The 21,597-nt window shown below is 54.7% G+C and carries 18 protein-coding genes; 11 read left to right on the plus strand and 7 right to left on the minus strand.

The window, feature by feature from the left end:
- Nucleotides 1-51 precede the first annotated feature (51 nt).
- The 3 genes from ACRQ84_RS21270 to ACRQ84_RS21280 are packed head-to-tail and all read right to left on the minus strand — an operon-like array spanning nt 52 to nt 2,622.
- Nucleotides 52-813 (minus strand): amino acid ABC transporter ATP-binding protein, encoded by a 762-nt coding sequence (locus ACRQ84_RS21270; RefSeq protein WP_061719602.1) that lies wholly within the window; start codon nt 811-813, stop codon nt 52-54.
- Nucleotides 806-1,729, minus strand: coding sequence for an amino acid ABC transporter permease (locus tag ACRQ84_RS21275; RefSeq protein ID WP_483818004.1), 924 nt, complete (start codon nt 1,727-1,729; stop codon nt 806-808). Before ACRQ84_RS21275 ends, ACRQ84_RS21270 begins: the two co-directional genes overlap by 8 nt.
- The gene (locus ACRQ84_RS21280; RefSeq protein ID WP_483818005.1) at nt 1,726-2,622 is read right to left on the minus strand and encodes an ABC transporter substrate-binding protein; all 897 of its coding nucleotides are present in this window, start codon (nt 2,620-2,622) and stop codon (nt 1,726-1,728) included. Before ACRQ84_RS21280 ends, ACRQ84_RS21275 begins: the two co-directional genes overlap by 4 nt.
- Nucleotides 2,623-3,122: 500 nt before the next feature.
- Between ACRQ84_RS21280 and ACRQ84_RS21285 the strand changes: the two genes are divergently transcribed.
- Entirely contained in the window at nt 3,123-5,294 is a 2,172-nt protein-coding gene (locus ACRQ84_RS21285; RefSeq protein WP_483818519.1) for a TonB-dependent siderophore receptor, read from the plus strand.
- 17 nt (nt 5,295-5,311) lie between these two features.
- Here the strand turns inward: ACRQ84_RS21285 and ACRQ84_RS21290 are convergent, their stop codons facing one another.
- Nucleotides 5,312-6,226 carry an alpha/beta fold hydrolase gene (locus ACRQ84_RS21290; RefSeq protein ID WP_483818006.1) on the minus strand — a complete coding sequence of 305 codons (915 nt, stop codon included), beginning with the start codon at nt 6,224-6,226 and terminating at the stop codon, nt 5,312-5,314.
- Between the two features lie 326 nt (nt 6,227-6,552).
- On the opposite strand from ACRQ84_RS21290, the gene ACRQ84_RS21295 reads away from it, so the two are divergent.
- Nucleotides 6,553-7,467 carry a DMT family transporter gene (locus ACRQ84_RS21295; protein WP_483818007.1) on the plus strand — a complete coding sequence of 305 codons (915 nt, stop codon included), beginning with the start codon at nt 6,553-6,555 and terminating at the stop codon, nt 7,465-7,467.
- A gap of 2 nt (nt 7,468-7,469) precedes the next feature.
- On the opposite strand, the gene ACRQ84_RS21300 is transcribed toward ACRQ84_RS21295, so the two are convergent.
- Nucleotides 7,470-8,357: a MurR/RpiR family transcriptional regulator gene (locus tag ACRQ84_RS21300; protein WP_483818008.1), complete on the minus strand. Its 888-nt coding sequence runs from the start codon at nt 8,355-8,357 to the stop codon at nt 7,470-7,472.
- Nucleotides 8,358-8,564: 207 nt separating this feature from the next.
- On the opposite strand from ACRQ84_RS21300, the gene ACRQ84_RS21305 reads away from it, so the two are divergent.
- The 4 genes from ACRQ84_RS21305 (at nt 8,565) to ACRQ84_RS21320 (ending at nt 13,268) form a co-directional block, all read left to right on the plus strand.
- A complete protein-coding gene (locus ACRQ84_RS21305; protein ID WP_483818009.1) occupies nt 8,565-10,694 on the plus strand; it encodes a TonB-dependent siderophore receptor in 2,130 nt (709 codons plus the stop codon).
- A complete protein-coding gene (locus ACRQ84_RS21310; RefSeq protein WP_483818010.1) occupies nt 10,684-11,853 on the plus strand; it encodes an ABC transporter substrate-binding protein in 1,170 nt (389 codons plus the stop codon). Before ACRQ84_RS21305 ends, ACRQ84_RS21310 begins: the two co-directional genes overlap by 11 nt.
- A 117-nt stretch (nt 11,854-11,970) precedes the next feature.
- Entirely contained in the window at nt 11,971-12,123 is a 153-nt protein-coding gene (locus ACRQ84_RS21315) for a KGG domain-containing protein (protein ID WP_008110189.1), read from the plus strand.
- A 248-nt stretch (nt 12,124-12,371) separates the two neighbouring features.
- Complete coding sequence (locus tag ACRQ84_RS21320; protein ID WP_483818011.1) at nt 12,372-13,268, plus strand: SDR family oxidoreductase; 897 nt, start codon at nt 12,372-12,374, stop codon at nt 13,266-13,268.
- A 107-nt stretch (nt 13,269-13,375) separates the two neighbouring features.
- Here ACRQ84_RS21320 and ACRQ84_RS21325 read toward each other — a convergent pair whose 3' ends face one another.
- On the minus strand, nt 13,376-14,287 hold the full coding sequence (locus ACRQ84_RS21325; RefSeq protein ID WP_483818012.1) for a LysR family transcriptional regulator: 912 nt from the start codon (nt 14,285-14,287) through the stop codon (nt 13,376-13,378).
- Between the two features lie 147 nt (nt 14,288-14,434).
- Between ACRQ84_RS21325 and ACRQ84_RS21330 the strand changes: the two genes are divergently transcribed.
- Entirely contained in the window at nt 14,435-15,181 is a 747-nt protein-coding gene (locus ACRQ84_RS21330; protein ID WP_483818013.1) for an SDR family NAD(P)-dependent oxidoreductase, read from the plus strand.
- Between the two features lie 150 nt (nt 15,182-15,331).
- Here the strand turns inward: ACRQ84_RS21330 and ACRQ84_RS21335 are convergent, their stop codons facing one another.
- The gene (locus tag ACRQ84_RS21335; RefSeq protein ID WP_483818014.1) at nt 15,332-16,504 is read right to left on the minus strand and encodes an ROK family protein; all 1,173 of its coding nucleotides are present in this window, start codon (nt 16,502-16,504) and stop codon (nt 15,332-15,334) included.
- A gap of 151 nt (nt 16,505-16,655) precedes the next feature.
- Here ACRQ84_RS21335 and ACRQ84_RS21340 point away from each other — a divergent pair, with 151 nt between their 5' ends.
- Genes ACRQ84_RS21340 through ACRQ84_RS21355 form a run of 4 tightly spaced genes read left to right on the plus strand, consistent with a single transcriptional unit; the run spans nt 16,656 to nt 21,491 of the window.
- A complete protein-coding gene (locus ACRQ84_RS21340; protein ID WP_483818015.1) occupies nt 16,656-17,975 on the plus strand; it encodes an MFS transporter in 1,320 nt (439 codons plus the stop codon).
- Nucleotides 17,976-17,985: 10 nt separating this feature from the next.
- Nucleotides 17,986-19,629, plus strand: a complete 1,644-nt coding sequence (locus tag ACRQ84_RS21345; RefSeq protein ID WP_483818016.1) for a GMC family oxidoreductase — start codon at nt 17,986-17,988, stop codon at nt 19,627-19,629.
- Entirely contained in the window at nt 19,622-20,701 is a 1,080-nt protein-coding gene (locus ACRQ84_RS21350; protein ID WP_483818017.1) for a M24 family metallopeptidase, read from the plus strand. The genes ACRQ84_RS21345 and ACRQ84_RS21350 overlap by 8 nt, the downstream gene beginning before the upstream one ends.
- 10 nt (nt 20,702-20,711) lie before the next feature.
- Nucleotides 20,712-21,491 (plus strand): SDR family oxidoreductase, encoded by a 780-nt coding sequence (locus ACRQ84_RS21355; protein WP_483818018.1) that lies wholly within the window; start codon nt 20,712-20,714, stop codon nt 21,489-21,491.
- Nucleotides 21,492-21,597 lie beyond the last annotated feature (106 nt).

Genomic DNA, 21,597 nt, shown 5'->3' on the forward strand with positions numbered 1-21,597 from the left:
CGCGATAAATCGCGCCGCTACGGTATGTGCATGCTGCAAGGGCTGAGGAAATTAAAGCACCGTTGCAATAAAGTTTCTTACGCGCCCGTTTTCCGGGTCGTCGAGGACTTGCTGGGTCGGCCCCGCCGCCACGATTTTGCCGCTTTCCATAAACACGATGTTGTCGGCAACCTCGCGGGCAAAACCAATCTCATGCGTGACCACCACCATGGTGATGCCGGAGTGCGCCAGCTGTTTAATCACCTGCAGCACTTCGCCAACCAGTTCAGGATCGAGCGCAGAAGTGGGTTCATCAAACAGCATCACGCCGGGATCCATTGCCAGCGCTCGGGCAATCGCCACACGCTGCTGCTGACCACCGGAGAGATTCTGCGGCCACTCTTCTTCGCGGCCTGACAAACCCACTTGCTTCAACAGCGACAGCGCTTTACTGGTCGCTTGCTGACGGCTCTGCTTCTTCACCCGCATCGGTGCATCCACGATATTTTGCAATACGGTACGGTGCGGGAACAGGTTGAACTGCTGAAACACCATGCCGATTTCGGCACGCTGACGCGCAACCTCACCGCTGCTTAACTCGTGCAGCGCCTGGCCTTTTTGCTTGTAGCCAATGATCTCGCCACCAATGCGAATGGTGCCGCCATCCAGTTTTTCCAGATGATTAATGCAGCGCAACAGCGTCGATTTTCCCGACCCGGACGGCCCAAGGATTACCGTGACTGACCCGGCGGGAATATCCAGATTCACTTCGTCAAGAATAGTGACGCCAGAGAAGCGCTTGGTGACTTTACGTAATGCGATGGCTTCACCCATTGCTGACGCTCCTTTCTGCTTTCGCCGCTGAGAAGCCCGGCAGCGATTTAAACAGGCTGCGTTTTTCCCGGCGTGTGACGCCACGACCAAAATAGCGTTCCACATAGAACTGACCCACTGACAGCACCGAGGTCATCAGCAGATACCACAAGGTTGCCACCAGCAGCAGCGGAATCACTTCATAGGTACGCTGGTAAATAATCTGCGCCGAGAACAGCACGTCCTGCAGCGAGATCACTGAGACCACCGCCGTGGTTTTCAACTGACCAATGATTTCGTTTCCGGCGGGCGGCATGATGGCGCGCATCGCCTGCGGCAGCACGGTGTGACGGAAAATCTGCGATGGACGATAGCCAAGCGCACGCGCGGCTTCCAGCTGGCCGTTGCCGACGCTTTGGATACCGGCACGCACAATTTCAGCAGCATAAGCAGATTGGTGCATCACCAGCGCGATCACCGCCGCACTGAATGGGCTCACCAGCGCGTTAGATTGCGTGCTCCAGAGTTCGCCGAGACCCGGGATAGACAGGGCGATGGTTGGATAGAGCGCCGCGATGTTGTACCACAGGAACAGCTGTACCAGCATCGGCACACCGCGGAAGAACCAGGTATAAAACCAGCTTACGCCCACCAGCACCGGATTGGAGGAGAGGCGCATCAGCGCCAGCACCGTACCGAAGGCAAAACCCAGCACCACAGAGATCGCGGTGAGCTGCAGCGTCATTACTACGCCTTGCAGGATCGATTCGCCGGTAAAGTTCTCCGCAATCACGCTCCATTCGAAGCGTGGGTTGTTAATCATCGAGTTCGCCATCGCCACCACGCACAACAGCACCACCAGCGCACTCAGCCAGCGTCCGTAATAACGTTTGCCGACGATTTTCAAATCGCCGGTGTGGTCGTGAATATCACTCATTGAAAGATTTCCTGATTGCGTTTGGCTTGTTTAACAGCGCCAAAGCCGATGCCCCAGGTATCGAGGATCTTGTTGTAGCTGCCGTCTTTGATCAATGAGTTGAGCGCGGCCTGTACGGCTGGCTCCAGCGCAGAGTCTTTCGGGAAAGCGACAGAAACTGGCGCGTCGTGAACGGTGATTTCGCCGCTCATGGTTAACGGTTTGATCACTTTAACCTGCCACAGCAGGCCTTCGTACGGGCCGAGGAACATGGGCACGCGACCGCTTACCACCGCCTGCACGCCAGCAGGACGATCCGGGAACACCGACACTTTGATCGGTTTTTTACCTGCGGCTTCACAGGCTTTGCTGGCGTCTTCAAGGCGCGTGACCTGCGTGGTGCCAGAACCGGCCCCCACTTCTTTACCGCAGACATCCGCAAGATCTTTGAATGGCGCAATATTGGCATCTTTACGCGAGATAATGCCAAGGCGGCTGGCATCGTAGTAACCGACGAAGTCGATGATTTTGGCACGCGTCGGCGTGGCGTTGATGTTGGAAAGCGCCACATCATAACGACCGGTTTTCAGGCCTGGAATAATGTTGTCGAAACCGCCGGTATCGCGCCATTGAACCTGGATTCCCAGACGCTCACCTACGGCATTCATGATATCGATTTCACGACCCGCCAGCGTTTTGTTGTCTTCTTTATAGAAGGTGGTTGGCGGCGTGTTGGGGTTGGTTCCGGCGACAATGTAGCCACGCTTTACCACATCCGCAGGCAGCAGGCTTTTCAGCGCAGGATCGGCCTGCACATGGATTGAGCTGTCAGTTGGCACGGATTCATCGGCGGCAAACGCGGTGTGGGCACTCAGAGCGAGCGCAATAAAAGTGATGCCTTTGGCGAGTTTCACTGGAACCTTTCTCCTGATTTATAAAATGTTTCCCCATCGGGAAAAGGCGTTGAGGTAGCGATGTTTTTTTCTCCAGACTCACCGCGCATCACGGCGTACAGTGGTTGGCATTTTCATCCTCATTACGTCCCTGCGTCATTCTCTGTGAAGATATACAGCGATCACAAATGCAAAAAATACATATCTATTCCCGAAAAATGGGAATAGAGAGACCAACGCCTTAAATCAGGCATTTCCGCGCAGGTGTGCGTAAAGAAAAGCGCGCGGATTTCAGATTTTACTAGCGAATCAATAACCTGCTTTTGCTGCTCGCAATGAATAAACGCTTCTTAGTCATAACAGATTCATCTAACCGATTAGGACTACCCCGCTTCAATTAACGTCGCCTCGGTGTGTAAAGGTTTGTCATGCCAGATATACAATGAGAAACGTTATCATTATCATGCGCATTTACTTACAATTGTTAACCTAACAGGGAGAAAAATTAAGTGAATGTAACCATGCGTGGCAAAAAGCGTCCGATTGCGCTTGTTTTAGCGGGAATGCTAACGTCGCCTGCCTTTGCCGTTGAAACAACCGAAAAGCTGGCTGACGATGAGTCGATGATTGTTACCGCCGAGCAGGAGCTCAAACAGCAACCGGGCGTATCCACGATTACGGCTGAAGACATCAAGAAAAATCCCCCTGTTAACGATCTCTCCGACATCATCCGCAAAATGCCCGGCGTTAACCTCACCGGTAACGGTGCCAGCGGCAGCCGCGGTAACAACCGTCAAATCGATATCCGCGGCATGGGCCCGGAAAATACTTTAGTGATGATCGATGGCGTGCCGGTTTCCTCGCGTAACGCGGTGCGCTACAGCTGGCGCGGCGAACGTGATTCTCGCGGCGATACCAATTGGGTGCCGGCTGAAATGGTTGAGCGTATTGAAGTGATTCGTGGCCCGGCTGCGGCACGCTACGGTTCTGGCGCGGCGGGCGGCGTGGTGAATATCATTACCAAGCGCCCTACTAACGATTGGCATGGCTCGCTATCGCTGTATACCAGCCAGCCCGAAAATGACAAAGAAGGCGATACCCGACGCGCTAACTTCAATCTCAGCGGCCCGCTGGCCGGTGATGCGTTGACGATGCGTCTCTACGGCAATATCAACCGCACCGATGCCGATGCGTTTGATATCAACACCGCCGAAAATGGTTCTTATGCCGCGGGCCGTGAAGGCGTGCGCAATAAAGACATCAACACCGTGCTTTCGTGGAAAATCACGCCGTTGCAAATCATCGACTTCTCTTACGGCTACAGCCGCCAGGGCAACATTTACGCCGGTGATACGCAAAACAGTAACAGCAACGCCAGCACCGACGGTTTAGTGGAATCGCTGTACGGCGATGAGACAAACCGCATGTATCGTCAAAGCTACGGCATCGCGCACAACGGTATCTGGGATTGGGGAACCTCAAAGTTCAATGTTAACTACGAGAAAACCAACAATACGCGTCTGCAAGAAGGCACTGCCGGTCGTACCGAAGGCATGATCAATAGCGATACTTATGCCACCAGCCGCCTGGAAAGCTACCGCGCGGGCGGAGAGATCAACTTCCCGCTACAGCTGCTGGTTGATCAAACCGTGACGCTGGGCGCGGAGTGGAATCGCGATGAGCTGAACGACCCAGCATCGATGCTTTCGGCCAGCGCTATCGGGGTGAATTTGCCGGACAGTTCAGGCGATCCGTCGCAGCGCAGCAGTAAAAACAGCGCCACCCTCAGTTCGCTGTTCTTCGAAGACAACATTGCCGCCACCGATAGCACCGAAGTGATTCCGGGCCTGCGCTTTGATTATCACGATCAATTTGGCGCGAACTGGAGCCCAAGCCTCAACGTTTCGCAAGGTCTGGGCGATTACTTCACGTTGAAAGCCGGTATTGCGCGCGTGTTTAAAGCCCCTAACCTTTATCAATCTACACCGGGTTATCTGCTCTCCACGCGTGGCAACGGTTGCCCGATTGGCCTCAGCCAATGTTATCTGCTGGGTAATCAGGATCTTGATGCGGAAACCAGCGTCAACAAAGAGATTGGGCTGGAATTCAGTGACCAAGGCTACGTCGCGGGCATAACCTGGTTCCGCAATGACTATAAGAACAAAATTGTCTCGGGCACCGAGCCGGTTTATTCCAGCAGCCGCCCGGTTTACAACGTGCTGCGCTGGGAAAACGGTGGCAAAGCGGTTGTTGAAGGACTGGAAGGTAATCTGACCATTCCTTTAATTGCCGACACGCTGGAATGGCGCTCTAACGCCACCTATATGTTCCGCTCCGAGAGCAAGAAAACCGGCAATCCGCTGTCAGTGATCCCGGAATTCACTATCAACTCGCAGCTAGAGTGGCAGGCGACGCAGGATCTCAGCGCTAACATCAACTGGACGCAGTATGGGCGCCAGAAACCGCGTCAGAATGTCGAGACCAATATCGATGCGTCCAGCATGACGACGCAGGAGATTAGTCCCTATTCGGTGTTTGGTTTGAACGCCAATTACGACATCACTAAAAACCTGCGCGCCAATGCCGGTATCAACAACCTGTTTGATAAACGCATTTACCGCGAAAACTCGGGCGCTTCAACCTATAACGAACCAGGCCGCGCCTATTATGCTGGCGTGACGATGTCGTTTTAATTGAGCCGCTTCCTGGCTTAACTAAAAAACTCGCGTAACGCATCTGCTAGCGCCTGCGGTTGCTCATCTGGGATGAAGTGACCGCAGTGCGCGATTTTAATTCCCGTGACATCCGCCGCGTATGCACGCAACGGCATCGCCATATCGGGAATCGAACCTTGATCGGCGCTGATCGCTAATAAAGGCAAGGCGAGTTTGCCGCGTTGATGAAGTAACTCACGGTTTTGCCCTGCGGATACCGCCACGTCACGATATGCAGCCATGCCTGCGCGTATCGCGCCCTTCTGCTGTAACAAACGGGTGTATTCCGCCATATCTTCATCGCCGAACACCATCGGGCTGGCCGCTTTCCGTTTCAGGAACCATTCGAGATAGATCGCTTCGCGCCCTTCAATCAACGCCTCCGGTAAATCGGGCAAGAGATGGAACGCGAAGTGCCAGGTTTTCCACGCTTTATCCGGCGTAGCCGGCAGCGACTCCGGCAAGGTGACGCCGGGAATGCCAGCATCCAGTAACGCCAGCTTTTTTACCTGGTGGCTAAACAGCGTGGCATACGGCCAGGCAACCCACGCACCGACGTCGTGCGCCGCGAGATAATAGCTATCGAGGTCCAGTTGCTGCATCAAACCCTGCACTTTTTGCGCCAGCGAGGTGGTGTCGTAGCCGCTGAGCGGTTTATCTGAGTCGCCCTGGCCGGGTAAGTCTGGCGCGATAATAAAATAGCGATCGCCCAGGCGCGCCATTACCTGTCGCCAGGCAAACCAGCTTTGTGGGAATCCCGCCAGCAGCAGCAAGGTTTCCCCGTTTACGTTACCGCCACTGACATAATGCAAACGTACGCCATCCACCGTGGCGTAATGATGGGAAAATCCGTCTAATTCGCTAAAGGGCTGCGTCCAGCCCGGCGCATGCTTCAAAACTGATGCTGACATTTTTGCTCTCCAGATATTTAGGAAACGATCGATACCTAAATACTACATGACGATCGCCACATTGGGGAATTTAAAACCTGATTGCGTGAAGGGTGAGACGGTCGCAATGAATGGCGTAATGCCGATCAGTTAAGCCCCGTATTAATTACCGCACATTCCGTAGTGGCGCGATTTATCGCGCAATAAATTGCGCCGCTACAAGGTGTGCGCCAGGTAGTTGGGGTTTTCATCTCTTAACTGACAAGCATTACGCAGTGAATGGCGCCCCTACGTCGCAGGTTATTTGCTAACATAAGCGCGAATTTTTCTTAACCATTGTGAAACTTATGCGAACATCGGATCTGTTGCGACTGCTGCTTTTAGCCGCGATTTGGGGTGCCAGTTTTCTGTTTATGCGCATTGCCGTGCCGGCGCTGGGCGCGGTGAACACGGCATTTTTACGCGTGTTGTGCGGCATGTTGGGCTTATTGCTTATCATGGCGATAATGCGCATTCCTCGCCGCTTTGATGGCAAGTTAAGCTGGGCGATGTTGTTAGGCGTGATCAACTCCGCCATTCCGTTCCTGATGTATTGCCTTGCGGCGCGTGTGTTGCCTGCGGGCTATTCCGCTATTCTCAACGCCACTGCACCCTTAATGGGCGTGATAATCGGCGCGGCCTTTTTTGACGATAAGCTGACCGTTAACAAAGTGCTCGGCATGATCGCTGGATTTAGCGGCATCATCGTGATTAGCACCACCGGCGAAGCGCATTTAAGCACAACCTTGGTGATGGGGATTTTGGCCTGCCTGGTGGCAACAACCTGTTACGGCTTTGCCGGTTTTCTAGCGAAACGCTGGATTAGTACTCGCGGTGGCTTGGACGCCACTAAAGTCGCATTTGGCAGCCAGCTCGGCGCAACTCTCTTTTTGCTGCCCTTTTTTGCCTTCAGCGCGCCGCAAACGCCGGTCGCCAGTTGGCAGATCCCGGCAGTATGGGCCTCGATTCTGGCAATTGGGTTTATCTGTACCGCACTCGCCTACATTCTGTACTTCCGCCTGCTGGCCGATATCGGCCCGCTGCGCACGCTGACTGTCACCTTTATGATTCCGCCATTCGGAATTTTATGGGGCTGGTTAGTGCTGGACGAGCAGATTAATCAGGGCTTTATCGGCGGTTCGCTGCTGATTGTCTGTGCGGTTTGGCTGGTGACCAGCAAGGGTTTCGGCAAACGCGCCGCGGTTAACAGCAGCGCCAAATAGCGTTACTTCTTACCCGATGGCTTCAGCGATCGATTGAGATCCTGAATACGCTTCATGGTTTTCACCGTGCGCGATGAGGTCGCCGAAGCCACCGACAAAATCAGCATCTCCAGACACACCAACACCGTACCGTGCAGCGGCATACGCCCCTTCTCGCCGCCGCGCGGCACGTTGATAATCACATCCGCCTCTTTAGCGAAAGCTGAATCCATGGCGTTGGTGAGCAATATCACCGGCATGCCGAGACGTTTCGCCTCTTTCAGTGCGGTGATGCCTTCACGATGCGCCGATTTCTGCGCCATCATAATCAGCACATCCCCACGTTGCAGCGTGATCAGCTGTTCCGCCAGCGCAATGCCTGAGCGGTTGAGCGTCACCGCCGGAATGCCAATGCGCGTGAATAACCGCGCGCTGTATTCTGCCAGAATCCCCGATGCATTAATGCCAAACAGCGCCACCTGGCGGGCGTCAATCAGGTGCGACACCGCTTTAGCGACAGCTTCGCGATTGTGCGTTTCGGATAACGCATCGCAGGCACGTTTATGCCCACTCAGCACAAAATCGATGCCCGAATTGATATCGCACGACAGTTCGTTGACGGTGGCGCTCATCTTCTCTTCGGAGTTCATCGCCGGACCAAACCAGGCGTTCAGCGTGGTTTTTAAATCACGTAAACCGGCAAAACCGAGAGCCTGCACCGCGCGAACCACGGTGGCGTCCGATGTGTTAGTGGCATCGGCTATTTCCAGCGCCGTGGCATCCAAAATCACCTCGCGGTTGTCGTGTATGTAACGCGCCACCGCTTGCAGACGGGATGATAATGTCGGCGCACGTGACCGATAGCGTTCCCCCAATACATCCACACGACTTTTAATGCTATTTCGACTCATCTGCTGATTGCTCAATTAATAGTGAGGATGACGGGATGGGTTTAGGGGTTATTTGTAGTAAATTCTTCACATTATTCAACTGACATGCAAATAAATGCATGATTTATAATAAATATCATTGTAGTGATTGTGTAATTATTTCCATTTACTACTACATTACAACATGATTGAATGATTCTCAATTGCATTGCACCAGGTTAATGTCCCATGAATAACAACAAACTGTTCGCTTTTAAATCTCAGCGCCATCCAGCCATCCTTGCTGCGATTTACGGCGTGAGCATCTGGGGTTCCACCAGCAGTTTTGCAGCTGAGGAAAGCAACACCCTCACTGTCTCAGCGCAGGAAGATAGCGCGCAAGGTTACAACGTCACGAATAGTTCGGTTGGCAGTAAAACCTCTACACCGCGCATCAATCAGGCGCAATCAGTTAGCGTGGTAACGCAGCAGCAGCTTGAAGATTATCAGGCATCAAGCCTCGCCGATGCGATGCGCTTTGTCAGCGGTGTAACGGAAGGCAACACGTTGGCAGGCACCGAAGATGGCTTTGTGCGCCGCGGGTTTGGTAGTAACTCGGATGGTTCAATCTATCGTGACGGCGTCCGCAGCAGCCAGGGTTTGAATTTCGATGCCACCACCGAGCGCGTGGAAGTGTTAAAAGGTTCTGCATCCCTGCTGTATGGCATCCAGAATCCGGGTGGCGTGATCAATGTAGTAAGCAAAAAGCCGCAGTATGAATGGCACACTAAAGTCAGCGGCAGAACCTCAAGTGAAGGCGGCGGCGCGGGCACCGTCGATGTCACGGGACCGCTCGGCAACGGCTTTGCCTTCCGCCTGATTGCGGAAAAACAGAATCAGGATTACTGGCGCAATTTTGGCAGTGAGAAACATACATTGATTGCGCCCTCGCTGCAGTGGTTTGGGGAGCAAGCCAGTTTCCTGATTAGCTACGCAGATTATCAGTACGACATTCCTTACGACCGCGGTACTGCATTTATCAACGGTAAGCCGATTGATATTGGTTACAAAGATCGTTTGGATGACAAAGCCAATCATGCGTGGGGCCATAATAAAACCCTCAACGCGCATTATGAGTGGCAATTTAATGACGACTGGAGCACGCGTGTCACGCTCGGCTGGAACCAGCGCCAATATGATAACAATGAAGTGCGCGTGACCGCAGTGAATCCCACCACCGGCGTGGTGACGCGCCGTGCCGATGCCAATCGCGGCTTCAACCATAAAACCAAATACGTATCGTGGGACTTAATCGGCTCACAGCAAATGTTGGGTATGACGCATGATCTGGTGCTGGGCAGCGATTATGAGATGATCCAAACGTATCGCGCGCATCAATATCAAGGCAAAGCCAATACCGGATTTAACTTCACCGATCCGCAGTACGATATTCTGTCGCCGATCGCCAACAGCAGCACCGAAAACAGCGCCAATGCCAATAATCTCAACCGCACGCACAGCCGTTCAATCTATGCAAAAGATAGCATCAGCCTGACGGAAAACTGGATTGCAGTGTTAGGCGGGCGTTATCAGCATTACGAACAGCGCGCCTCGAAAGGCTTCGATCCGGTGGTGCAAACGCTGGACAGCGAAGGCAACAAATTCCTGCCGCAGGCCGGTTTGATCTACAAAGTGACGCCGGACGTGGCGCTCTATACCAGCGTGAGTAAATCCTTCACGCCATCGACCGATGTTGATGATGATGGCAACGTCGGTAAACCGGAACAGGGCACCACATGGGAAGTGGGCAGCAAATGGCAGATTTCACCGAAGCTGTTTGCCAGCGTGGCGCTATATCGCATCGACGAGCGCGATATGTCGCTGAGCATCAACGGCACCACGCGCGCCATCAATAAAGCCCGTTCCAGCGGCGCAGAATTTGAGTTAAATGGTGAAGTGCTGCCGGGTTGGGATCTCAGTGCCAACTACAGTTACGATAAAGCAGAGATCGTTGATGATGGCGTAAACGCTGATAACAATGGTCATCGTCTGCAGAATGCGCCCCGCCACTCAGGCGCGCTCTATCTGAGCCATAATCTGGCCATCTCCGGCATGCCGGGCGACTTCCGCGTAGGCGGTGGCGCACGCTATGTGGGCACGCGTGCGGGCGATCCAGAAAACAGTTTTACCCTGCCTGATTACGTGGTCGCGGATAGCTTTATCGCCTGGAACAATCAGCTGTTGGGTGAGAAAACACAACTGAAACTCAATCTGAATAACCTGTTCAACCAACACTATTACACCTCCAGCGGCGGCAATTTGCGCGTGCGTGAAGGAGAAACCCGCAACCTGATGCTCGAGGCCAGCGTTGAATTCTGATGCGAAATTGACGGCAGGCGCACCACGTGCGCCTGTCCTGCTCAGCCCGTTACGGGTGCTACTGACCTGTTTTTTGCTGATGTTGAGCAGCGCGGCGTGGGCAAAAACGGTCACCGATATCGACGGCAATCGCGTTGAAATCCCCGATCATCCGCAACGTATCGTGCTGGGCGAAAGCCGCATGTTGTATACGCTGGCGCTGCTGGAGCCGGGCGATCCGTTTCAGCATATTGTGGCGTGGCCGCAGGACCTGAAAAAATACGACAGCCAAACCTGGAACAGCTTTGCACGCCAGTTTCCTCAGATGCTGAAAATCCCGTCGCTCGGTTCTGGCGGTCCGAACGCCATCAACCCTGAACAGATTCTGGCGTTGCAACCTGACGTGGTAATTTTGCCCAGTCTGGCACGCTATGATGATGCCGACTTGCGATTAGTTACCATGCTGAAAGCAGCGCATATTCCGGTGGTAAAGATCGATCTGCGCGTGCATCTGCTCAAAAATACGCGCCGTAGCGTAGAGATTTTTGGGGAGGTTTTGAACCAGCAAGCGCGAGCGCAGGCGTTTAATCGGTTCTACGACCAGCATATGCAGGTGATTCGTGAACGCTTAGCCCGCTATCAGGGCGCCAAACCTTCGGTGCTGCTACAACTGCATCTTGGGCGACGTAACGAGTGCTGCGTGACGGCGATCAACGGCAGCCTTGGCGAGTTACTTAACGCGGCGGGCGGTGACAATATTGCCAGTAAAACTCAGCACGGCGTGTTTGGTCGCCTCAGTGAAGAAAGCGTGATTGCTGCCCAGCCGGAGTATTACTTCGCTACCGGCTTTGGCGATAACGCCTCGCAGGGCTTACTCAAATTGGGGCCAGAAGTGGCACACGGAACCGTGCTCAGCAGTTTCAAACAACTGACTGCGCAGCAAAACGGTTTGCGGGAATTAACGGCCGTGAAAAATGGCCACTCGGCGGTGATCTGGATGAACTTCTATCTTAGCCCGTGGCATATTGCCGCCACCGAATTTATGGCGAAAATGCTTTACCCGCAACTGTTTACCGACATTGAACCGGAAAATACGCTGCAGCAGATTTTTCACGATTTCTTACCGATTCCTTACAGCGGAACTTATTTCACACCCATTCCGCCAGTGAACAATAAATAATCATTAGCGCTCCGCTTGTGATTAACTGGAACCTCGCTAATCTTAAATTTGCAGCACGGGCACGGCGTCGAAGAAGTTATTTCCGTCGTGCAACAACAACTCACGAGAGGATGTTTTATGGCTGAGCATAGAGGCGGTTCCGGTAATTTTGCTGACGATAAAAAGAAAGCGTCAGATGCCGGTAAAAAAGGTGGAGAAAAAAGCGGCGGTAGCTTCAAAGACGACCCCGCTAAAGCGTCAGAAGCAGGAAAGAAAGGCGGTAAGAAGTAGTCACCTACGCTGTAAATAGCACCACGTATCTTGGAAATCCGCCAGGGCATGGACGCCCTAAGAATTATCTCATCCCCGCATTTACATTTTGAAAAAGATTCGTTAATTACCTCACGTAACAGCTGACATTTTTAAACATCTCCTTTTCCGTTTCGTCTTAATAAATCTAATTGCTCACTTTCTAACGTGACAAATATCACATTTATGCCAGGCTTATTTTATTCACCTCATGCGACAAGGAGATATATATGACTACGCAAACCACCAATAAAACCCTAATTACTGAAACGTATCCGGTTCCGCCATTTAAAAAGCAGACGCAACCGATGCCGGGTTTGGCGAGCAAAATGGATCCACGTCCCGATCATGGTGAAACCAGTTATCGTGGTACCGGCAGATTGACCGGTCGTAAAGCCCTGATCACCGGCGGTGATTCCGGGATTGGCCGCGCCGTAGCGATTGCCTATGCTCGTGAAGGGGCTGATGTGGCGATTAACTTCCTGCCGGAAGAAGAAGCTGATGCGGCAGAAGTAGTGAAACTGATTGAAGCGGAAGGCCGCAAAGCGGTGGCGATTCCGGGTGACATTCGTTCAGAAGAGTTTTGCCAGCAGCTGGTCGATCAGGCCGCTGATCAGCTAGGGGGATTGGATATTCTGGTGAATAACGCCGGACGTCAGCAGTTCAATGAATCAATCCTCACTTTATCCACTGAAGACTTTGACGCCACCTTCAAGACTAACGTCTATGCAATGTTCTGGATTACCAAAGCGGCGTTGAAATATTTGCCAGCCGGATCGTCCATCATCAACACCTCGTCTGTGCAGGCTTACCAGCCAAGCGCCATTCTGCTGGATTATGCGCAAACCAAAGCGTCGATTGTGGCATTCACTAAAGCGCTGGCGAAACAGTTGGGTGAAAAGCAGATTCGCGTCAATGCGGTTGCGCCCGGCCCATACTGGACTGCGCTTCAGGTGAGCGGTGGGCAGCCGCAAGAGAAAGTGGAGAAGTTTGGTGAATCCGCTCCGCTGGGCCGTCCGGGACAACCGGCGGAAATTGCCCCGCTCTACGTTACGTTCGCGGATGTGAAAAACAGCTTCACTTCCGGTCAGGTTTGGTGCTCTGACGGCGGTACCGGTACGCTGTAACCCGCTGCTATGATAGAAGGTCGCCATAAATGGCGACCTACGTTGATAGCGCTGATTTTTGTAGGGTGCGCATTCATGCGCACCCTTATTTATGTGTCATTTATTGCTTATGTGAGCGCCAGCAATCGCTCAGGAAACACCTCACGCAACCACGCGATAAACACCTGCAAGCGCTGCGTCAGATGACGATTTTGTGGATACACCACATGAAACGGATAATTTGCCGGACGCCATTCCGCCAAAATCTCCACTAACCTCCCCGCCTGCAAATCCCCCGCCGCCGCGTAGCGGAAGGTTTGAATGATGCCCAATCCCGCCACCGCCGCCGCCAGATGCGCATTACTTTCATTGACGCCAATCCGATGCTCGGTTTTGATTTCCAGCGTCTGCTCACCGTTGGCAAAGCGAAACGGAAATGCCCGGCCGCTTTGAGGCGAGAGATAACTCACCAGCCGATGGCCGTTTTTCAACTCTTGCGGATAGGCCGGCACGCCATAGGTTTTCAAATAGCCCGGCGCGGCGCAGGTGATCATCTCTGCATCACCTAAATGCCGCGCGACCAGTGAGGAATCACTGAGCGGACCGCCGCGAATTACGCAATCGACGTTACCGCTAATCAGGTCAACCGCTCGATCGGACACGCCTAGGTCAAGCTGAATGTCAGGGTAGCGACGGATGAAATCGGGCAGCGCGGGAATCAGCACGTCACGCGCCGTTGAGCCGCCAATATCAATGCGCAGATAGCCGCCTGGTCGGGTGCTTTCCGCATTGAACGAGTGATCGATATCTTCCAAATCACGTACGATGCGCAGCGCTTTTTCGTAATAATCGCGCCCTGCTGGCGTTACCGTGACGCGCCGCGTGGTGCGTTGCAGCAAGCGAATACCGAGATGCGCTTCCAGTTCCTGCACCAGTTTGCTCAGCGTCGCGTTGGGCATGTCGAGCGAATCCGCCGCCCGCGTAAAGTTGCCTGCTTCGACCACGCGCGCAAATGCCTTTATCGCCATTAACTGATCCATGCTGTTTTCCGCTGCATTTGATTATCCACACACAGAAATAGTCATTTCGATTTTACACCATTTATCAGCAAACGCCGTGAAGATAGATTGCTTATCAGCCACTGCAGCGCAGTGAACGAAACCTCATCACACACTGGAGAAGCAAACATGAACGCACTCAACGGTAAAATCGCCCTGGTAACGGGCGGCACATCGGGCATTGGTCTGGCATCCGCGCAAGAGTTGGCGGCACAAGGCGCTCGCGTCTTTATTACCGGTCGTCGTCAGGTGGAACTTGATGCGGCAGTAACCCGCATCGGTGCCAGCGCAACGGGCATTCGCGCTGACGCTTCGGTACTGACCGACCTCGACAACGTTTACGCAGAAATTGCGCAACAAGCGGGCCGCCTCGACATCCTGTTCGCCAACGCCGGTGGCGGCGACATGTTGCCGCTCGGCGCCATCACCGAAGAACATTTTGACCGCATCTTTGGTACCAACGTGCGCGGCGTGCTGTTTACCGTGCAGAAAGCCTTGCCGCTGCTCAGCGACCACGCCTCAGTGATCCTCACCTCTTCCACCACCTCGGTGCAGGGCACCGCCGGATTTAGCGTGTATAGCGCCAGTAAAGCCGCGGTGCGGAACTTTGCCCGCTCGTGGGCGCTGGACGTGAAAGATCGCGGTATTCGCGTCAATGTGGTCAGTCCCGGCCCGGTGCGTACGCCAGGGTTAGGCGGTTTAGTACCTGAAGAACAGCGTCAGGGATTGTTTGATGCGCTGGCAGCGCAGGTACCGTTGGGTCGTCTTGGCGAACCCGACGAAATTGGCAAAGTTGTGGCGTTTCTGGCGTCTGATGCATCCAGCTTTATCAATGCCGCCGAACTGTTTGTTGATGGCGGCATGGCGCAGGTGTGATGACATCCAGAGCCTGTAAGGTCACCATGAATGGCGCCCCTACGTTTACAGCGCTGGGTTTTCGTAGGGTGCGCATTCATGCGCACCTGCATCATCAGGCAATTCTTTGCTTCAGTGAGCAGCATTACACCATGAATGGCGACCACTTTCTTAAGCCGCGCTGGGATCCGCTTCCACATACAAATACCCGATCCCCAATACCTGACGGGCACGATCCAACTGGCCAAAATGCACATGGGTGCCTTTGCTTTTCAGCGCATCACGCGGATCGAAGGGATTCACATCAATCTGGCGCACGATGGTGTTTAGCCACGCTTCACCAAACGTGCAGCTACGACCGTATAACCAAATTTGATTAATATTCAGCGTGTTGAGAAAATTGTACAAACTCACACCAATCGCCTCGGCCGCTTGCTGTGCCCACGCCACAATCCAGGGTTCACCCGCTTGCCACGCCGCCAGTAACTGCTTACTGCTGGGCTGCGGTGCATCCGGCACGCGCAGATGCGCGGCCTGCTTTAACGCACTCAGCGACGCCAGCGTTTCCAGACATCCCTGGCGTCCGCAGCTACAGCGCTGCCCGTGTGGTTCAATGAGGGTATGGCCAATTTGTCCGCTGCCATACAGATTACCGCGAAAGATCTCACCGTTGATCACGAAGGATGAACCGATGCCGTAATCCACGTTAATCACGCAGAATTCGCTGAGAACATTGCGATTAAGCCACTTCTCCGCCAGCGCCAGCATCACGCAGTCGTTATCAACGCGCACCTCAACCGCAAGCTTCTCCTCAAGTAAAAATTTCAGCTGCAGCGGGGTTTTCCACGCCGCTTGCGGCATATGCTGCGACACTCCGGTCACCGGATCCACCTGGCCATGCACCGCCAGTGCCAGATTGATGCGCCTTTTCGGCCACTGTTTGCAGGTTTGCCGCCACACCGCTTCAATCTCGTTCAGCAGATCCTGCGGCGTTGCCGCGTTGATGGTGATCTGCTGATAGTCGCCCTGCGCCACCAGCTGCGCATCAGCCAGTTGAAGCTCAATGCTGGTCGGTTTAATGCATAAACATAAGGTCCAGGCACCTTCAGCAGGCAGTTGAAAGCTGCCGTTGCTGTGGCCGCGCGCGCTCATCAATACAGCGCTTTTTTGCAGTTTTTTTTCGTCCAGCAGCGCCTGCAAAATTTTACTGGTGGCAGGAATGGTCAAGCCGCTCAGGAGCGCCAATTGCGCTTTACTGAGCTGTTTATGGCGCCACATTAGCGCCATAAACAACGCCTTATTGTGTTTTCGCACCTGGTAATTATTCAAACCAACCTGCTTCATATTCACTCCAGCGCAACACGCCATACACGTTTACTAAACAGAGTTTACTGTCTTTTGTGATGATCACGCCATCCCGGCAACTTGCCTTGCTCTAAAGTTCATCCCCATCCCTATAACAACGAACCATCGCGACCTCTTAGAGAACCTTAAAATGACAACATCATCGACTCAACATCCGTGGCTGATTCGCCTCGGCATTCCCCCGGCGCTGGCGTGGGGCTACGTAGCCGTTCTGCTGTTTATGATTGGCGACGGCGTGGAATCCAACTATCTGGCACCTTATCTGCACGAAAATGGCTTCTCCCTCAATATCGCGGCGGCGGTGATTGCCTTTTACGGCGTTACGGTCACGCTCGGCTCGTGGCTGGCGGGTTCGCTCTCCACGTTGATTGGCCCGCGCAAAGTAATGCTGGCGGGCGGCGTTATCTGGATTGTGTTCGAAGTGCTGTTCCTTGCCATTGCGCTGCCATCCCACAGCGTATTGCTGTTGGCGTTGACCTACGGCCTGCGCGGCGTGGCGTATCCAATGTTTGCGTATGCATTTTTAGTGTGGATTCAGGCGGCGGCACCTGCTGATATGCGCGGCTCGGCTACCGGTTGGTTCTGGCTGGCGTTTACCGGCGGCCTGCCTACGCTGGGATCGCTCGTGGCGATCTTCTCGATAAAATTGATTGGCGAGTACGCCACCTTCTGGCTTTCGCTGGGGCTGGTGGCGCTGGGAATGCTGGTGATGGTGATCGCGCTGAAGGAGCGCAGCGGATATCAGTCGCTGCTGGATGAACAGCAACGTCAGCAAAGCGTGGCACGTACGCTGATGGGCGGCATTGATATTCTGTGGCGTGAACCGCGCATTGCGGCCGCTGCGGTAGTACGCATCATCAACACCACGCCCTACTTTGGTTTCTTTATTTTCCTGCCGGGCTTTTTCACCGAGCAGATCGGCTTTACGCAAACCGAATATCTCAGCCTGATCACCATTATGGGTTTAGTCGGCATGAGTTTTAACCCGATTGTTGGCAAGCTCAGCGATCGCCTCGGGTGGCGCAAAGTGTTGACGGTATTTGGCGGACTCGGCTCCGGCATCTCCATGTTGCTGATGTACTTCGTGCCGCAGTGGAGCCACGGCAGCTTTGTGCTCAGCGTGATCTGTGCCTGTTTATATGGCATCACCTTATGCGGCTATGTTCCGGCTGCCGCCCTGTTCTCTTCCCTGTGCCAGCCGAAAGATAAAGGCAATGCGATGGCGATTTACTGTTTCGCCGCCGGACTTTCCACCTTTTTCGGCCCGGCGCTGTACGGCGCTTTCAACGCGCTGTTTGGCACATCGGGCGTGATTTGGGGCTACGCCGCCTTGTATTTGATCAGCGCCATCGTCTCCTGGTGTTTCCTGCTCAGCCCACTCGATCCCGGCGAGCAGCATAATCCCGAGGCGCAGCGTCTGCGCCGTTTAGATTCCGTTGCTTCAGAGTAAAGAGAGAACCATGAAAGAGTTTGATTACATTGTGGTAGGCGGCGGCAGCGCCGGTTGTATTGTCGCCGCCAGGTTAGTCACGCAGGGTAACGCGCGCGTCTTGCTACTGGAAGCCGGACGCGATGAGTATCATCCGGTATTAAAAATGCCGGCGGGATACATGAAATTCCTCGCCAGGGATAAGTTTCTCACTCTGCATCAAACCGAGCCGCAGCCGCAGCTGAATGGGCGCGGCGTGATTGTGCCGCAGGCGAAAGTGCTGGGCGGCGGCTCAACGGTGAATGCCATGGTGTATATGCGTGGGCATCGCCAGGATTATGCCGACTGGAACCGCGCGCTCGGCAATCGGGGCATCGACTGGTCGTGGGATGCGCTGCTGCCGCACTTCACCGCCATCGAAGATAACGATCACCTTGGCGCGCCCCATCACGGCGTGGGCGGGCCGATGAAGGTGTCGCATCTCGGTCACTTTAGCCCGCTGAGCCGCGCCTACGTCAAAACCCTGCAAGGCATGGGCATTCCCTACACGCCGGACTTCAATACCGGCAATCCCTATGGCGTCGGTTTTATGCAGCACACCATTAACGGACAAACGCGCCAGCGCTGCAGCGTGGTGGATGCCTTTATCACGCCGCTGCGCGAGGATCAACGCTTGACCATTGCCACCGGCGCACAGGTAGAGGAAATTTTGTTCGAGGGCGCGAACGCCGTCGGCGTGCGCTATACCCAGGACGGACATCCGCAGCGTGCCCGTGCGCGCCAGGAGGTGATCCTCGCCGCCGGAGCCTATCAAACGCCGAAATTGTTGATGCTCTCCGGCATCGGCCCGCAGCAGCAGCTGAAACAACATGGCATCACGCTGCGCCAGCATTTGCCCGGCGTTGGTAAGAACTTGCAGGATCACTACGAAGTGCCGGTGGTGGCCAGCACCAACGGCGAATTTGGCTATTACGGTCAGGATCGCGGCTGGCCAATGGTGAAAGCCGGATTGCAATATATGTTGTTCAAAACCGGCCCGGTCACCACCACCGGTGTGGAAACCTGTGCCTTTTTCGATCCGCTCGATTTCAACGCCACGCCAACCATTCAGATGTTCTGCGTGCCCACGGTTTATCTCGATCGCGACGTGATGGGTGCCGATCCCGGCCACGGCGTAACCGTTAACTCGCTGCTGCTGCGGCCAAAAGCCACCGGCGAAGTAACGCTGCGCGACGCCAGTGCCAGCAGCTTGCCGCGGGTGGATACGCAAATCTTTGGTCATCCTGACGACCTCGCTCGCACCATCGCCGGTTTCCGTTTTGCGCGCAAGGTGATTGCCGCCGCGCCGATTAGCGCCATGGTGCAACATGAGATCTTCCCCGGCGCGGAAATCACCTCGGATGCGACTATCGCTGAGCACTGCAAACGCATGGTGAAAACCGGCTACCACCCGGTCGGCACCTGCCGCATGGGTCACGATGACGATCCTTTGGCGGTGCTGCATGATGATTTGCGCGTGCGCGGGGTCAACCGGCTGCGCGTGGTAGATGCTTCCATGATGCCCAACATTATTAGCGGCAACACCAACGCCATCGTAATGGCGGTGGCGCATCGCGCTGCTGAGCTGCTTTTGCAGACCCAGGTTGCCGAACAGAAGGAGCCGGTTTATGAGTGAAAAATTAATGCGACTGCAAGCTGCCCTCGCCGACTGGCAGCTTGACGGTGTGCTACTCACGCGGCGCGATAACGTTGCCTGGCTGACCGAAGGTGCCAGTTATTATGTGGTCGAGCGCGCCGAAACCGGCGTGGCCAGCTTGCTTATTACCGCGGACAAGGTGTTGCTGCTCGCGCCAGAAAATGAGCTGCCGCGCATTCTTGCTGAAGAGCCGCTGCCGTTTGCCTGCGAAACGCAACGCTATCCGTGGTTTCGATCGCTAAATAGCGTGTTGCCACAGGGCCAGTTCGGCAGCGATATGCCGCCTGGCGAAACGGCAGATATTCAGCAACGGCTGGTGGCGCTACGACAGGGCTTAAATGCTCATGAACAGCTGCGCTATAAAGTCCTGGGCCGTGAAGCCGCACAGATTGTCGAAGGTGTGGCGCGCCAGTTAAAAGCGGGCATAACCGAATGGCAAGTGGAGGCGGAGATCGTCGCCGCCTGCCTGGCGCGCGGCATTCGTCCAATGTGCACCTTAGTGGCCGCCGACGAGCGCATCGCCGCTTTTAAGCATCCGGTGCCTACGCCGAAAAAACTGCACCAGCAGATGCTGATTACGCTGGGCGCGGAACGGCATGGATTGCACGTCAGCCTGACGCGCCTGGTGCATCTCGGTGAAATGCATCCCACACTGCGCCAACGACATCACAGGTTGTGCCAAATCCATGCCGATATGTTGATTGCTACGCAGCCGGGCCAGCGCTGGTCTGCGGTTTTCCAGCAAATTACCCATGCTTATCAGCAACACGGCGAGGCGGAGGCGTGGCGGGATCACCATCAGGGTGGTCCCGCCGGTTACGGCTGCCGGGACTGGATCGTCACGCCGGAAACCCCGGGCGAGGTACGCAGCAATAGTGCTGTGGCGTGGAATCCCACGTTGCGCGGCGTAAAAAGTGAAGACACCTATTTGCTCAGCCCGGCGGGATGCGAAGCGCTAACGCGCAGTGACGAATGGCCGCTGATTAGCGTGCAGCGCGGCGAGCGTACGCTGCACTTCCCCGACTGGCTGGTGTTGCCGGCATCTTCATAAGGAAGCGAACATGTCATTACGACTGCACAATAAAACCGCGATTATCACCGGCGCAGGCAGCGGCATTGGCCGCGCGATTGCCCAACTCTTTACGCAGCAAGGTGCGCGGGTCGCGCTGTTCGACCTGGCGAGTGAAACCACTGGCGCACTGGCAGAGGCATTACAGCAGCAAAGCGGGCAGCGCTGCCTCGCCTACGCCGCCGACGTCACGCAGCCTGATCAGGTACAACGTGCGGTCATCGCGGCACAAGACGCACTTGGCCCAATTGATATTCTGATTAACTGCGCGGGTGTTAATGTGTTTCGCGATCCGCTGGCGCTGGAAGATGACGAGTGGCAGCGCTGCATGGAGGTGAATCTCAAGGGGCCGTACAACCTGATCCGTAGCGTGCTGCCGGGGATGCTGGCGCGCCAGTATGGCAACATCGTGAACGTGGCTTCGGTGCATGGCCATAAAATCATTCCCGGCGCGTTCCCCTATCCGGTGGCTAAGCATGGTTTGATCGGTATGACGCGCTCGCTGGGCGTGGAATACGCCAGCCAGGGCATTCGCATTAATAGCATTTCACCGGGATTGATCATGACGCCCGCCGCAGAAGCCTGGCTGGCAAGCTGCGCGGACCCACAAGTCGAGCGCGAACGCCAGGCGGCGTTGCTGCCCTGCAAACGCATCGGTGAACCGGCTGAAGTGGCCTACACTGCGCTGTTTCTCGCCTCCGATGAAGCGCGATTTATCAATGCCACCGATATTCTGGTCGATGGGGGGCGCAGCCAGGTTTATCACGATTAATAAAGTGGACAGCATTGCGCTGGAATGCCATACAGTTGAGCGCGAGATTTCTTTTACGCAGATTGTGTAGCGGCGCGATTCATCGCGCAATAAATTGCTTAATTGT

It is taken from the genome of Pantoea sp. E2023-21, from assembly GCF_051302795.1.
GTDB lineage: Bacteria > Pseudomonadota > Gammaproteobacteria > Enterobacterales > Enterobacteriaceae > Pantoea > Pantoea ludwigii_A.